Raw genomic sequence first — 13,455 nt, forward strand, 5'->3', positions numbered from 1 at the left:
CTTTATTCATGATAGATTAAGAGAAGTTTATCATTCTTGAACTTCAGGATCAAGATCTGCTTTAAGATCTTCTAGAAGTTTTTTATTGATACCATCATCTTCATTAACTTTCAAATTCATTTGAAGAATTAAATCATCTAGGGCCTTAATTATGGCGTTGTATTTATTCTCTAAATTTTTATTTGTTTTGATGCGATATCCCAAGTAAGATTGGTAGATATGAATTCGTGTTTTCAGAACTTTGATACGAGAGATGATGGACTGGCCTTGAAATGCTTGCGGTGTATCTTCTAACATTACATCCACATGGTCTAGTAATTTTATCGTTGCTGCGATTGAATGGTCATAGTTTTCTAGAGCTGTAAACAAATCTTGAATTGCGGTCCATTCTAATGCGATTTTTTGTGCATTGTCAGTCAGGTTCATTTTAGTTTGCTGTAGATTCATGGCAGCATAATCCACACTCTCAACAGCTTCAATTTCTTGAACTGGCGCTGGTTTACAAGATACTATCAAAAAAAGTAGGATAAACGCTCGTCGCATAAATTAGAACAATCTAGTTGCAAAAATACTTAAAGCCTTCAGTTTTTTAAGATTTTTAGGTTTTCTTTTTTATTGCCTTTGTTTTAATAAACTTTTGTACGGTTAGTAAATTTGTTTTGATCTCGCTTTCGCGAAAGCGGAATAAGTATTAAAACTGTAATAAATCTAACATATCCTCCTAACATCCTTTCTTATCTTTGTTAAAAACAACATTAATGGCAACCAAAGTATTAGTTATAGGCGCTTGTGGACAAATAGGGACTGAGCTGACCATGAAATTGAGAGAGATTCATGGTGGTGAAAATGTGATCGCTAGTGATATTAGACACGGGAATGAGGAGATTATGAACTCAGGACCTTTTGAAACATTAGATGCGATGAACAAAGGTCAGATTGAGGACATTTGTATACATTATGAAGTAAATGAGGTTTATCTTATGGCAGCTATGCTTAGTGCTACAGGAGAAAAATTTCCTAAAAAAGCCTGGAGTCTTAATATGGACTCTTTAATGCATGTACTGGATATTGCTAAAGAAGGTAAAATTGATAAAATATTCTGGCCTTCTAGTATTGCTGTTTTTGGACCAACTACTCCTAAAGAGCAAACGCCCCAACATACTATAATGGAGCCTACTACTGTTTACGGAATAAGTAAACAAACTGGTGAGCGCTGGTGTGAATATTACCATCAAAAATATGGTGTAGATGTAAGGTCAATACGTTACCCAGGTTTGATCTCATGGAAAACCTTACCTGGTGGCGGGACTACAGACTATGCAGTAGATATATTTCATAAAGCGGTTGAAGATGGAAAGTACAATTGTTTTTTAAAGAGTGATACTGCTTTACCAATGATGTACATGGAGGACGCTGTAAGGGCAACGGTAGAAATTATGAATGCTGCAAATGATGATATTAAAATTAGGTCTTCTTATAATCTCTCTGGGATGAGTTTTACTCCTGATGAAATTGCTGCAGAAATCAAAAAGCATATTCCAGATTTTACTATTGCTTATGAACCAGATTTTAGGCAGACGATTGCTGACAGCTGGCCTAGCTCTATAGATGATTCTCCTGCTCAAAAGGACTGGGAATGGAAAAGAAAATATGAATTAAGTAATATGGTTGTAGAAATGTTATCTCAACTCAAATAATTGATTCCTACTATAGGAGCTATTGTTATATTTGCATTAATTAAATAAAGATTATGTCGTTTTCAAGCTTATTTGAATCTGGAGGAAGTTCCAGAAATAAAAGTCACTTTGCAACTTTAGTATCTCTAGCGCAAGTTTCTGGAATGCAAGAAGAAGAAATGGTGGTGCTTAACCGTTTTAAATCTGTTCTTGATATTTCTGATGCAGATTTTGATCAAATTATAAAAAACCCTAAGGCTTACCCTGTTACGCCTCCTAATACAACAGAAGAGCGCATCCAGTGGTTGCATGATTTATTTAAAATAGTTTTTGCAGATCACCGTATGGACGAGGCAGAGCATAAGCTTTTGAGAAAGTATGCAACAGCGTTAGGATATAATGATGAAGATGCTGAATATCTAGTAGCACGTTCTATAGAAATTTTTAGTGGGCATCTTAATTTAGAAGATTACAGATATCTTTTAAATAAAAATAGATCATAATAAGGATATAGATTCCTCTAAAACATCATTTTAAATTCAATAATTGTTTTAGAGGAATTTTTTCAAATGGAGCCTTTTATAGATGGTGTTTAATAACTCGTCATCTGTGTAAGGCTTTTTTATTACGTCTTTAAAACCAGCACTGCGATATGCGGCAAGGTCTCGTTTTGAAGTGTGTACAGTGAGAGCAATTATAGGAATACCTTTATTCTTATTTATTTGCAAATTGCTTAATAATACCAATAAGTTCTATAGAATCTATTTGTGAAATACCTGAAGACATCAGTATCAAATCGTATTCGTTCTTTTCTACCGCTTTTAATAATTCTTTAGGATCTGTATAAACCACTGTGTCAAAATTACCGGTACTTACTAAAACTTTAAGCGCTGTAAGTTGTGTGGTATTATTTTTCATCTGCAACCAGAACTTTTACTTTATCTGTAAACTTATATTTTTCAACTATCTCTGACGTTTTTGTAGGTACTTGCACATGATGAAGTGGAAAAGAAACTTTTAAATTGATAATTTGCTGGGTAGTATTTGTGTCCACCTTCTTTATGGTAATATTACCTTCTAACAAGTCGACTAATTCTCTTACTATAGAAAAACACAATCCTTCTGGTTCAATTTTGTCTAGGTCTTGAAGTAAGTATTTACCCTCAAGGTAGTCCGGTACTTTACCTTCATGATGCACTACAAACCTAAGACTTGATTTACCTGCTCTTTTATGATTTTCACTAATTTCAAATTTAATATAGTTCCCACTATTGTAGATTAAAGCATTATCAATCAGATTGCTTATAATTTGTTCAATTCTTCTTTCATCTCCTATTAAAAATTCTGGGACGCCTTTTCAGACATTCATCTCAAAAAAATTGTTTGATAAACTTATTTTTGAGCTGAAATTGATGTGGATATTTGCTAGTAAATCTTTAAAAGAGAAAAGAGTGTTGGATAGTTTTGGGCTCTCTTTCTTCAGTTGTGATAGCTCAATAATATCATCCATCAATTTTTTAAGTGTATCACTGTGATCTTTTACAGCCTCTATTAATTTTGTTTGCTCTAGATCTAATTCACCTTTTAATAATAATGATGAAAAGGCACTGATTAAGGTAAGCGGATTTCTTACTTCATGTGAAAAATTCGTAATAAACTTGTTTTTAAAAGCTTCCTTTTCTTCAAGCAATTGATTTTTTAATTCAAGAATTTCATTGAAAATTAGTGATTCATTGTGTTTTTGCGCAATGCTTTGAATACGTTTATAGAAATGAGTTCAATCTTTTAAAATTATTACACCAGAATTATCTGCATGTGTAATTACTTCTATATCTAAAACAAGGTCAAACATGTTGACGCAGTCTAGTTGAATATGTTCTGATTTTGATTTAAATAAACTAATAGCCGATTCAAAAAAAGGATGTGTATCTTGTAATAAAGTTCCTTCTTGGGCAGGTATTATTTTCAGGTCTGATTTTATAATACTTCCGTTCTTATCAATCGAGATAAATTGAGTTTCTACATTAAATTCATTGTTCGATTTATAGTTTTTCATGAAAGTAATGTTTTTGCCATTTTTTCAAATAAGCGCTGCATGTTACTTCCTTCTTTTGCACTAATAATTAGATCCAGAAAATCCATTTCTTCTTTTTTTTGCGCAATACTACCTTTCGGTAATAGATCACTTTTATTACCAACAGTAATTATTGGTACATTCCCAAAGTTATTGTTTAAGTATTCTTTATGCTCGTTTAGATGAAGATAGGTCTTAGGTCTAGTAACATCAGTAATATAGATAAATCCATGTGTCCCTAAAAGATATGTTTTACGTAATTCTTTTATATCATCTGTTCCTTCTGTATCCCAAATGATTAAGTTCACTTCATGGTCTTGTACTTCAACTGTTTTCTTTAAAATATGTACACCTATGGTAACTTTATAGTCGTCAGCAAAAGTATCGTCCACAAAACGGCGTATTAATGAAGTTTTTCCAACTCCAAAACTTCCTACGATAACTATTTTTTTGATGTCGTTTTTTATTCTAACGTAAATTTATAGTTTATATATTTTTCTAGAAGCAGAGACTCTAGTGCTGTACGATCATTTAAGATATTTTGTTTATTAATATCTTCACTGATTTTGAAATTAAAATTTTCTAATTCATTTTCAAGACGTCCTGTGAAAGTACCGCTTACAGCAGATGCAATGTAATACTTGTGAAAACTATGAAGGTATATTTCATAAAGATCATACTCTATGGATTGCAAATTATGTTGTTTTTCTTTGAAAGCGTCTTCTACAAAAGCCTTAATTGCGGTAAGCATACCGCTTATCATTTCTTCGTCTACCGTTTCTTTAGTTCGATAACTTCCTAGTAGGATACCAGAATTCTTTTCGATGACAAAATTTGCTCTACTTTGGTATTTGCCAGTTCACTTATTATTAAATCATTCTCTTTAACACTGCTTAATAATAAAGCTTTAAATTTTCCCTTTATAGCTTTTCCAGAAAACGCTTCTTTAGTAGATTTATCAATACTCTCAGAAAGCATTTTGATTTCTTGAGAAATATACTTTTTGATCATTTGTCCCAAGATAGGATATAAAGCCTCCACGACTTCATCTTTAGATTCGGCTATTTGAATTTTCAGATTTTTTGTGATGACAGGACCTAATTTTTAAGGGATGTCTAGTGCTAAAGCTTCTAGCTCTTCCTTGATAATGAGAGATGCTTTTTCAGAAAGTTTCTCGTTTTCTCTAATTGTTTCTTCTAGAATAGAAATTTTATTTGAGATACTTTCAGTTAGTAATCTATCATCAGTAAGTAAAAGAGTGCATAATAAATCCAGCTTATCATCCTGGTTCATCATTTACTTTTAAGCTTTAATTTTTCTACCTGATTTGGTTAGTGTGTCACCTAACATAGATCGACTTATTTTATCCTCATCCATATGGTCTGACCTATCCTTCATTTTAGACTCAAAATCAGTTAGGCGTATTTTTAAATCAGTAGATAGACTATCAATACTTTTGTTCACCTCTTCACTAGTATCTTCAATCATTTGAAAAGCTTCTTTCGTGTTTAGATAGAATATCTTTTTTCAATAGATCAAATTCAAATTACTGCTGTATATTTTGCCCAAAAATGAGGTTTTTGATTGCTTCAAGTTTTGAATTGATTTCGACAGAGTGTGCTTCCTCTTCTACTTGCTTTTTCTTGGTGGCCATTAGTTAAAATTAAAACGCCGATTTAAGTAGAGTTATCGAGGATATTTGCTCATAAATTCTTCTGCCTTAGCGACCATATTTTTACTTCCACAAAAGAATGGTACGCGTTGGTGTAGTTCTGTAGGTTTAAGATCCATAATACGTTGGTGACCATCACTAGCACTTCCTCCAGCTTGTTCTGCAATAAATGCCATTGGATTACATTCGTATAACAATCTTAATTTTCCTTCTTTTGCTTTAGAACTTTTTGGATACATATAAACACCACCTTTAATCATGTTGCGGTGTATGTCACTTACAAGACTACCTATATAACGGCTGGTATAAGGACGATCACCTTCTTCTGCCTGACAGTATTTGATATAGTCCTTAACGCCTTGTGGAAAATGCACATAATTTCCTTCATTAACACTATATATATTTCCATCTTCTGGAAAAGTCATGTTAGGGTGTGATAGATAATAAGTCCCTAAAGATGGATTGAGAGTGAATCCATTTACTCCATTACCTGTCGTGTACACCAGCATGGTAGAAGTTCCATAAATAATATAACCAGCAGCAACTTGCATATTTCCTGGTTGTAAAAAATCTTCTAATTGTACAGGCGTTCCTACTGGAGTGACTCTTCTATATATAGAAAAAATAGTTCCTACAGATACATTCACATCTATATTAGAACTACCATCTAGTGGATCCATTGCTAGTACATACTTGTTTCCGTGATCTTTACGTTCTCCTTCAATGGTAATAAAGTCATCATTTTCTTCACTAGCAATACCGCAAACAATTTGTCTGTTAGTTAATGTTCTTATGAAAGTGTCGTTTGCAAAAACATCTAGCTTTTGTTGATCTTCTCCTTGGGTATTGACTTCACCTGCGCTACCGGTTATGTCTACTAGTCCAGCTTTGTTTACTTCATGGTTAACCATTTTTGCAGCCAGTCGTATAGAATTAATGAGCCTGGATAATTCTCCACTGCTGTACTGAAAATCAGACTGATTTTCAATAATAAATTCTCCTAAAGATTGATTTTTTGTAGCCATAATTAGATAAGTTGTGCAAATATCTAAAATAAAAAAGTAGCAACTACAACCTTGTAGTAGATACTTTTCACATTTCTTTACACCACGTCAATTATATTTACCCAAAAATTATATCTATGATCCAGATACGAGAAGCCAGAAAAGAGGATTTCCCTAGAGTTCTAGAGCTAATTACAGAACTTGCTATTTTTGAAAAGGAACCTAACGCAGTAGAAGTTACTGTAAATGAACTTGAAAATAATGGATTAGGTGAAAATGCTATTTTTAAATGCTTTGTGGGGTTGTACAAAGGAAATATAGAAGGAATAAGTTTGTGTTATCCTCGTTTTTCAACTTGGAAAGGAAAGACCATTCATCTAGAAGACCTCATTGTTACTGAAAAAATGAGAGGAAAAGGTTTGGGTAAGGCTTTATATGATGAAGTATTGAAGTATGCACATCAAGAGAATGTACGGCGTGTAGAATGGGTAGTTCTCGACTGGAATACTAATGCGATTGCATTCTATGAGAGTACAGGAGCTACTATGGAAAAGGATTGGTATCTTGCTCAAATGGATGAAAAATCATTAGATAAATATATTCATAGATAAATGAGGATATTCAAATTTGGAGGAGCATCAATTAAGGATGCAACTGGTGTTCGTAACGTGCTGCAAGTGGTGCAAACTATGGGTGTAGATAACCTTGGGATTGTCATCTCTGCCATGGGAAAAACAACTAACGCTCTAGAGGATATTATTTCTAGTTATCAAAAAAACGATGCCACTTATCTGCAACTTATAGATGATTTGCATAAGGCTCATCTGGAAATTGTTGAAGAATTAGAGATGCCTTTTGAAGGTGTAAAAGAGGTTTGTTTATCTCGCTTTCGCGAAAGCGGAATTAAAAAAGATATTAAATCTATCATGGAGTCTTTAAAAGGTGAAATGCTGCGCAATAAAAGTAAAAATTATAGTTTTCTCTATGATCAAGTAGTGTGTCATGGAGAATTACTTTCCACAAAAATTGTTACCGCATTTTTTAATGCTTGTGGTACTGCAACTAATTGGAAAGATGCGCGTCAACTTATAAAAACAGATCATAAATATCGAGATGCTGGTGTGAACTGGCAAGAAAGTGAAAAGTTAATTAAGGAGTCTTGTCAAAGGGAATTATTTATAACACAAGGCTTTATTGGGTCAGACGAAAATGGATTTACGACCACATTAGGAAGGGAAGGAAGTGATTACACTGCCGCAGTTCTAGCCTATTGTCTGGACGCTTCTAGTGTGACCATATGGAAAGACGTGCCTGGTGTTTTAAATGCAGATCCTCGTGTTTTTGAAAATACGGTTTTACTTCATAAAATACCTTATAATGAAGCGATCGAGTTGGCTTTTTATGGAGCGTCTGTTATACATCCCAAAACCTTGCAACCACTTCAAGGAAAGGAAATACCACTTTATGTAAAGTCCTTTTTACAACCAGATAGAGATGGGACTATTATTACCGCTGTAGAAACCCTTGAGCCATTGATACCTTGTTATATTGTGAGGAAAAACATGGTTTTTTTAAAGATCTCTTCTAGAGATTTTAGTTTTATAGGAGAAAATAATATTTCAGATATTTTTCATGAATTGAGTAGACATAAAATGCAAGTAGGCTTATTGCAAAATAGTGCGATTAGTTTTTCTATTTGTTTTGAGGATAAGTATCATAAAATCAAAGAGTTACTTAAAGACTTAGAAAAACGATATATAGTGAGTCCTGTGGAAGATGTTTCACTTTATACAATAAGACATTATAACGGTGATGCTATTCAACTAGTAGAATCTGGAAAGAGCGTTTTATTAAAACAACGTACGCAAGAAACACTTCAATTAATCGTTAAAGAGTAGTCGGTTTACATTTATATTATATTTGTACACATACCAACCAATCAATATTCATGGGTCTAGTAAATGCAAAAGAGGTAGCAAAAGCTATCAATATAGATAAATATGGCATCTTTGGGACAGTTGCGGGCTGGTCTTTGATGAAGATTTTGCGCATTTCTACCTTGAATAAATTATACAATAAGCATAAACATAAAGATACTCCAGACTTTTTGAATGCCTTATTAGAAGACCTTCAAATAGAGTTTGAAATACCACAAGAAGATTTAAGACGTATTCCTAAAACAGGTTCTTTTATTACTATTTCTAACCATCCTTTGGGTGGTGTAGATGGGATTCTATTATTAAAACTACTTCTAGAACGCCGCCCAGATTATAAGATTATTGCAAATTTTTTACTGCATCGTATTGAGCCTTTAAAGCCGTTTATCATGCCAGTAAATCCTTTTGAAGACAGGAAGGACGTGAAGTCTAGTACCGCTGGTTTTATGCAAGCTATAAGACATCTTAAAAGTGATATGCCATTAGGAATTTTTCCCGCAGGTGAAGTCTCTACATATCAGGATGGAAAGTTAGTTGTGGATAAAAAATGGGAAGAAAGTGCCATGAAATTAGTTCAAAGAGCTGAGGTTCCTGTAATTCCTATATATTTTCATGCAAAGAACAGCAACATGTTCTATAGACTTGCAAAATTGAGTGATGTCTTTAGAACTGCAAAGCTGCCTTCTGAAGTGCTATCTCAACGACGACGTGTGGTAAAGGTAAGGGTAGGAAACCCTATTTCTATAAAAGCTCAAAAGGAGCACGAGTCTTTAGAGGATTTTACCGAATTCTTACGCAAGAAAACTTATATGTTATCTAAGCCCTATGAAAAGGAATCCAAAAAACTGAGTGATATTCCTAATGCTATTAAAATACCCAAGGCACCTAAAAAAATTATTGATACTACTGATCAAAACTCAATGATTAAGGAAGTGGATGCGCTGCGAGATATGGGCGATAAGCGACTGCTTGTATCTAAAAATTATGAGATTTTTCTTGCAAAAAAAGAACATATTCCTAATGTCCTTAAAGAATTAGGAAGGTTGCGAGAAATTACTTTTAGAGCGATAGGAGAAGGTACTAATAACTCTACGGATCTTGATAAATATGATGATTACTATCACCAAATGTTTCTTTGGGATAGTGATGCAAATCGTATTGCAGGTGCATACCGCATGGGAATGGGTAGTGAGATAAGTAAAGCATATGGACTGGATGGCTTTTATTTGAATGAGTTATTTAAGTTTGAGCCAGAATTACATAAAATGATGAGTGAATCCATAGAAATGGGTCGTGCCTTCATTATTAAAGAATACCAATTGAAGCCTATGCCTCTTTTCTTATTGTGGAAAGGTATTGTGCATTGTACTTTAAGATTTCCAGAGCACAAATACTTGATAGGTGGAGTCAGTATTAGTAATAAGTTTTCTAATTTTTCAAAGTCTCTTATGATAGAGTTTATGAAAAGTAATTATTATGATCCTTATGTAGCGCAGTACATAACACCTAAACAGGATTTTAAAGTAAAATTAGAGGATGCTGATAAGGATTTTATTTTTGATGAGAGTGAAGCAGATCTCAATAAATTTGATAAACTTATTGATGAGTTAGAGCCTAACGAGTTAAGACTACCAGTATTGATAAAAAAGTACGTAAAACAAAATGCAAAAGTTGTAGCATTTAATGTAGATCCATTATTCAATAATGCCGTGGATGGATTGATGTATATACGTATAGCTGATCTTCCAGAAAGTACGGTAAAACCTGTTATGGAAGAATTTCAGGCAGAAATGGAGTCCAAGTATTTCAATCAACAAGGCGGTACTTCAGACGACAATTAAGTTTAGGAACTTTAACTTAATCAAATAGTTCCCAAATTCTTTTCAAGAATAGTATTATTGTTTCCTCCTGATGATTATAGTACATTTAAGGTCAATTATGTAAATTCCATTCTTGAGAAACTTTATCTAATGAGGTTATTGCTATGTTTTGTTGTATTCCTTGGTGTTTTATATTCTTACAGTCAAAAATTAACTGGTAATGTCATAGATAGTAAAACTAAAAAGCCTTTAAGCGGTGTTACCGTTTATATCGATGGAACAACGGTAGGTGTGATTACTAATTTAGAAGGTGAATTTTCTTTAAAGTATTCTGGAAATACAGAAGCCAAATTAGTTTTAAGAATGATAGGTTATGAAACCTTAAAAATTGAAAACCCTTCAAACCTTGATTTAAGTTCTATTCAACTCATTGAGAAAATTGAGTCACTTGACACTGTGTTTATTGATCCTGATCCATGGACTAGAGAAAGAAAAGAGAATCAATTTATCAAGTATTTTATAGGCGGAACAGAATTGGCCAAGTCTTGCAAAATTATAAACCTAGACAGTATACGCCTGAGATTCAATCCATCGACGGCAATTTTGTCAGCTAGATCAGAAGTTCCTATTAAGTTAGAAAATAAAGAATTAGGATATCTGGTGGAAATAGATCTAGATTTTTTTGACATGCATTTTAGAAAGATAAATAGGAAAAAGTATAAAATCATTTTTAAAAATAATCCTACTGATTTTTCATTATCTGCGCATTATATTGAAGGAGCAAGTACTGCAAGATTTACGGAGCTGTATTCGAAGGAACGTGAATTAAAACGTTCTATTAAAAGGCGTAAGAATTATTATCCATTGTCTAGCCTATACTTTTATAGAACTTTATGTGAGGACGATATAGAAAGGTCTAGTTTAACGCTTTATTACGATAATCAAAGAGTAGAAGCAAAAAATCATATTAGGGTTAGAAAGAAAGGAGAGTTCTACAAAATTAGTTTTAGAAATGAATTTTATACGGTAGTGGACTCTAAACAAAATGAATCGATAATAGCTCCTGTTTTTCATACTATCTTAATAAATAAGAATGGTAAGGCTATAGGATCAAATGGTATAGCCACAAATAAGGGATCTTTGATATTTCAAGGGCACTTTGCACGATTAGGTAAGAGCGGTTTATTACCTACTGATTATCAACCTTAAAGTATATTTTGAAAAATATTAGTTTTCTGTTTTTTCTCTTAATAGGATGTATTCCTATTTTTAACGGTGCTCAAATCATAAAAGGTAAAATTACTGATGCGATCACAAATGAGCCTATTCCATCGGTAAACGTTTATCATTCTGGAACTTCAAAAGGAACTATTTCCGACTTAGATGGTAACTTTGAAATAGCACTTTATGAAAATAGTTTAAGTGTTCTAACAGTAAGTCTTTTGGGTTATGAGACTCTAAAATTTACAGATCCGGTAAATACTGATTTTACTAACATTCAATTAAAACCGAAAGTAGGTGATCTTCCTGCGGTCTTTATCAATCCTGATCCTTGGAGTCGTGAGAAAAAGGAAAAGTATTTCATTAAACAGTTTTAGGAACAACTCTTGTTGCTGATAAATGTAAAATTCTTAACCTAGAAAAAATAAGGATGCGATTTAATCCTTCCACTAACAAAATGTCCGCTTACACAGAAGAACCTGTGCTTGTTGAAAATAGAGATCTCAATTATTTAGTCGTTTATGACCTTAGAGATTTTGAAATAATATTTGAAAGAATTGATTTAGAAGATGTAAAAATTTCTGAAGATTTTGAGGTGTCTACACACCGCATGATTTCTTCCTACTATGTGGGAAGTGCTTTTTTTAAAGAATTAGATGAAAAGGATGCAAACAGGCGTTGGGTTAGGCGTCATCGCAAACGAGCGTATAAAGTTTCTGAATTACGATTATTTAAACTTATTGCAGAAAATAGATTAGAACAAGAAAAATACCATTTAGTTTTTGAAAGAAAAAAAGTTGCTGTTGAAGACCATATACGCAGCAAGAAAAGATCAGGAGTTTATGTGGTTGATTTTAGAGAAAAGAACTATGAAATTATGGATGCTGATGGATTTCAATCGGCGATTTACCTAGATGTTCCTAAGTTGATTATTTCAGAAACTGGTAATGTGCTTAATTATGAGGAAATTAAAATGGGTGGTTTTATATCTAGACTAAAAATATCAGGAATGTTACCACTAGATTATGAATTACCAGAATAAGTCGTCAAGCAGTTTTAGATTTCTTTTGAAGATGCTTTTCTGCAAAGTCGGTACAATAGGTCTGTAGTTCTTTGCGGCTAGATTTAAAAGCATTTTTTACTTCTTTCTCTGTTCCTTTTATTTTATCAAGGTTATCCATTTTTAAATGAAAAACAGTTGCCTTTTTAGCCTTAGACTTAGCTAGTATATGAGCCTTGTCTGAAAAAGTAAGAATGTAATCAAAGGTCATCTCTTCTACATCCTTATAGCTCATTCGAGACTCCTCTACAGGAATGCCTAAAGAATCCATGACTTTTAAAGTCATGTTGTGAATAGGTACAGATTCTATCCCAGCACTTAGAACCTGTGTTTTTTTAGAACTATAGTAATCAAGAAAACCTTGAGCCATAGGTCCTAGTGTAGAATTATTAGTGCTGAGAACTAGTATTTTTAAAGCCATGAGTTGTATAAACAAACATAACTAATCATGTTTGTGTTAAAGCAAAGTTAAGACCATTAATATTAGATCACAAAAAAAGACCCTAAACTTAACATTTAAGGTCTTATTTGTTTGATAATCAAAGATTTTAAAACCAGGCTTTTTTGTTAAGCTGATAGGTGTGATAAAACTCTTCATCTGACTTAGTTAGGTAAATAATGCCTTCTATAAGTCCAATAAATACAGGGATATAAATAGTAAAAACACCTATAATTAAACACATAAGTGGTATTGAAATAAGTGTTATTCCCAACAATATAAAACCTTCTGTATTGTAGCCTAATATGAATTTATGAACGCCTATACCTCCAAAAAATATTCCTAATATTCCTGCTAGAACCTTTTTGTTGTCTTGATTTATAGTTTGATTAAAGTTTTGTTTAAACTCATTTGCGCTATTTTGAGTGCTATTTGCTGCATCTTTGAAGTTTTCTTTAGCGTTTTCTGCAGCGTCATCAAAGCTACTTTTTGAACTGTCGTATCCTTCTGTACTCATGTATTTAAAATTTTGGTTAGATTTTGTAAATGTAT

Annotated in this window: 22 protein-coding genes; 8 read left to right on the forward strand and 14 right to left on the reverse strand. The window is 32.9% G+C overall.

The features are described from left to right. Positions 1–30 precede the first annotated feature (30 nt). Positions 31–516 (reverse strand): hypothetical protein, encoded by a 486-nt coding sequence (locus tag ACTF54_RS07590; protein WP_347195983.1) that lies wholly within the window; start codon positions 514–516, stop codon positions 31–33. Between the two features lie 242 nt (positions 517–758). Between ACTF54_RS07590 and ACTF54_RS07595 the strand changes: the two genes are divergently transcribed. Both ACTF54_RS07595 and ACTF54_RS07600 read left to right on the forward strand, forming a co-directional pair. Next, on the forward strand, positions 759–1,697 hold the full coding sequence (locus ACTF54_RS07595) for an NAD-dependent epimerase/dehydratase family protein (protein WP_347195984.1): 939 nt from the start codon (positions 759–761) through the stop codon (positions 1,695–1,697). 53 nt (positions 1,698–1,750) lie between these two features. Next, complete coding sequence (locus tag ACTF54_RS07600) at positions 1,751–2,179, forward strand: TerB family tellurite resistance protein (protein ID WP_347195985.1); 429 nt, start codon at positions 1,751–1,753, stop codon at positions 2,177–2,179. A gap of 48 nt (positions 2,180–2,227) precedes the next feature. Here the strand turns inward: ACTF54_RS07600 and ACTF54_RS07605 are convergent, their stop codons facing one another. From ACTF54_RS07605 to fbp, 11 genes are all read right to left on the reverse strand, one after another. Beyond that, entirely contained in the window at positions 2,228–2,404 is a 177-nt protein-coding gene (locus ACTF54_RS07605) for a hypothetical protein (protein ID WP_438969090.1), read from the reverse strand. Continuing rightward, positions 2,391–2,594, reverse strand: coding sequence for a hypothetical protein (locus ACTF54_RS07610; RefSeq protein WP_438969091.1), 204 nt, complete (start codon positions 2,592–2,594; stop codon positions 2,391–2,393). Before ACTF54_RS07610 ends, ACTF54_RS07605 begins: the two co-directional genes overlap by 14 nt. Next, positions 2,584–3,012: an ATP-binding protein gene (locus ACTF54_RS07615; RefSeq protein ID WP_438969132.1), complete on the reverse strand. Its 429-nt coding sequence runs from the start codon at positions 3,010–3,012 to the stop codon at positions 2,584–2,586. Before ACTF54_RS07615 ends, ACTF54_RS07610 begins: the two co-directional genes overlap by 11 nt. 21 nt (positions 3,013–3,033) lie before the next feature. Next, entirely contained in the window at positions 3,034–3,366 is a 333-nt protein-coding gene (locus ACTF54_RS07620; RefSeq protein ID WP_438969092.1) for a histidine kinase dimerization/phospho-acceptor domain-containing protein, read from the reverse strand. An 87-nt stretch (positions 3,367–3,453) separates the two neighbouring features. Then, entirely contained in the window at positions 3,454–3,732 is a 279-nt protein-coding gene (locus tag ACTF54_RS07625; RefSeq protein ID WP_438969093.1) for a hypothetical protein, read from the reverse strand. Continuing rightward, the gene (locus ACTF54_RS07630) at positions 3,729–4,229 is read right to left on the reverse strand and encodes a Rab family GTPase (protein ID WP_438969133.1); all 501 of its coding nucleotides are present in this window, start codon (positions 4,227–4,229) and stop codon (positions 3,729–3,731) included. The genes ACTF54_RS07625 and ACTF54_RS07630 overlap by 4 nt, the downstream gene beginning before the upstream one ends. After that, positions 4,214–4,513 carry a hypothetical protein gene (locus ACTF54_RS07635; RefSeq protein ID WP_347203369.1) on the reverse strand — a complete coding sequence of 100 codons (300 nt, stop codon included), beginning with the start codon at positions 4,511–4,513 and terminating at the stop codon, positions 4,214–4,216. The genes ACTF54_RS07630 and ACTF54_RS07635 overlap by 16 nt, the downstream gene beginning before the upstream one ends. Positions 4,514–4,548: 35 nt before the next feature. After that, positions 4,549–4,791, reverse strand: coding sequence for a hypothetical protein (locus tag ACTF54_RS07640; protein ID WP_347195991.1), 243 nt, complete (start codon positions 4,789–4,791; stop codon positions 4,549–4,551). A 63-nt stretch (positions 4,792–4,854) separates the two neighbouring features. Further along, the gene (locus ACTF54_RS07645) at positions 4,855–5,046 is read right to left on the reverse strand and encodes a hypothetical protein (protein ID WP_438969094.1); all 192 of its coding nucleotides are present in this window, start codon (positions 5,044–5,046) and stop codon (positions 4,855–4,857) included. A gap of 6 nt (positions 5,047–5,052) precedes the next feature. Further along, positions 5,053–5,238, reverse strand: coding sequence for a hypothetical protein (locus ACTF54_RS07650; protein ID WP_347202211.1), 186 nt, complete (start codon positions 5,236–5,238; stop codon positions 5,053–5,055). Positions 5,239–5,436: 198 nt separating this feature from the next. Continuing rightward, a complete protein-coding gene (fbp, locus tag ACTF54_RS07655) occupies positions 5,437–6,447 on the reverse strand; it encodes a class 1 fructose-bisphosphatase (RefSeq protein ID WP_347195994.1) in 1,011 nt (336 codons plus the stop codon). Positions 6,448–6,563: 116 nt separating this feature from the next. On the opposite strand from fbp, the gene ACTF54_RS07660 reads away from it, so the two are divergent. The 6 genes from ACTF54_RS07660 (at position 6,564) to ACTF54_RS07685 (ending at position 12,446) form a co-directional block, all read left to right on the forward strand. Beyond that, entirely contained in the window at positions 6,564–7,037 is a 474-nt protein-coding gene (locus tag ACTF54_RS07660) for a GNAT family N-acetyltransferase (RefSeq protein WP_347195995.1), read from the forward strand. Then, on the forward strand, positions 7,038–8,324 hold the full coding sequence (locus ACTF54_RS07665) for an aspartate kinase (protein WP_438969095.1): 1,287 nt from the start codon (positions 7,038–7,040) through the stop codon (positions 8,322–8,324). 50 nt (positions 8,325–8,374) lie between these two features. Further along, on the forward strand, positions 8,375–10,204 hold the full coding sequence (locus ACTF54_RS07670) for a lysophospholipid acyltransferase family protein (protein ID WP_347195997.1): 1,830 nt from the start codon (positions 8,375–8,377) through the stop codon (positions 10,202–10,204). Between the two features lie 129 nt (positions 10,205–10,333). Beyond that, positions 10,334–11,392, forward strand: coding sequence for a carboxypeptidase-like regulatory domain-containing protein (locus ACTF54_RS07675; RefSeq protein ID WP_438969096.1), 1,059 nt, complete (start codon positions 10,334–10,336; stop codon positions 11,390–11,392). An 8-nt stretch (positions 11,393–11,400) separates the two neighbouring features. Continuing rightward, positions 11,401–11,781: a carboxypeptidase-like regulatory domain-containing protein gene (locus ACTF54_RS07680; RefSeq protein WP_438969097.1), complete on the forward strand. Its 381-nt coding sequence runs from the start codon at positions 11,401–11,403 to the stop codon at positions 11,779–11,781. A gap of 80 nt (positions 11,782–11,861) precedes the next feature. Continuing rightward, positions 11,862–12,446 carry a hypothetical protein gene (locus ACTF54_RS07685; protein ID WP_438969098.1) on the forward strand — a complete coding sequence of 195 codons (585 nt, stop codon included), beginning with the start codon at positions 11,862–11,864 and terminating at the stop codon, positions 12,444–12,446. A gap of 4 nt (positions 12,447–12,450) precedes the next feature. Here the strand turns inward: ACTF54_RS07685 and ACTF54_RS07690 are convergent, their stop codons facing one another. Both ACTF54_RS07690 and ACTF54_RS07695 read right to left on the reverse strand, forming a co-directional pair. Then, positions 12,451–12,885, reverse strand: a complete 435-nt coding sequence (locus ACTF54_RS07690; protein WP_438969099.1) for a low molecular weight phosphatase family protein — start codon at positions 12,883–12,885, stop codon at positions 12,451–12,453. 127 nt (positions 12,886–13,012) lie between these two features. Next, positions 13,013–13,420 carry a TM2 domain-containing protein gene (locus tag ACTF54_RS07695; protein WP_347196002.1) on the reverse strand — a complete coding sequence of 136 codons (408 nt, stop codon included), beginning with the start codon at positions 13,418–13,420 and terminating at the stop codon, positions 13,013–13,015. Positions 13,421–13,455: the final 35 nt, after the last annotated feature.

This window comes from Nonlabens sp., from assembly GCF_965657255.1.
Lineage (GTDB): Bacteria > Bacteroidota > Bacteroidia > Flavobacteriales > Flavobacteriaceae > Nonlabens.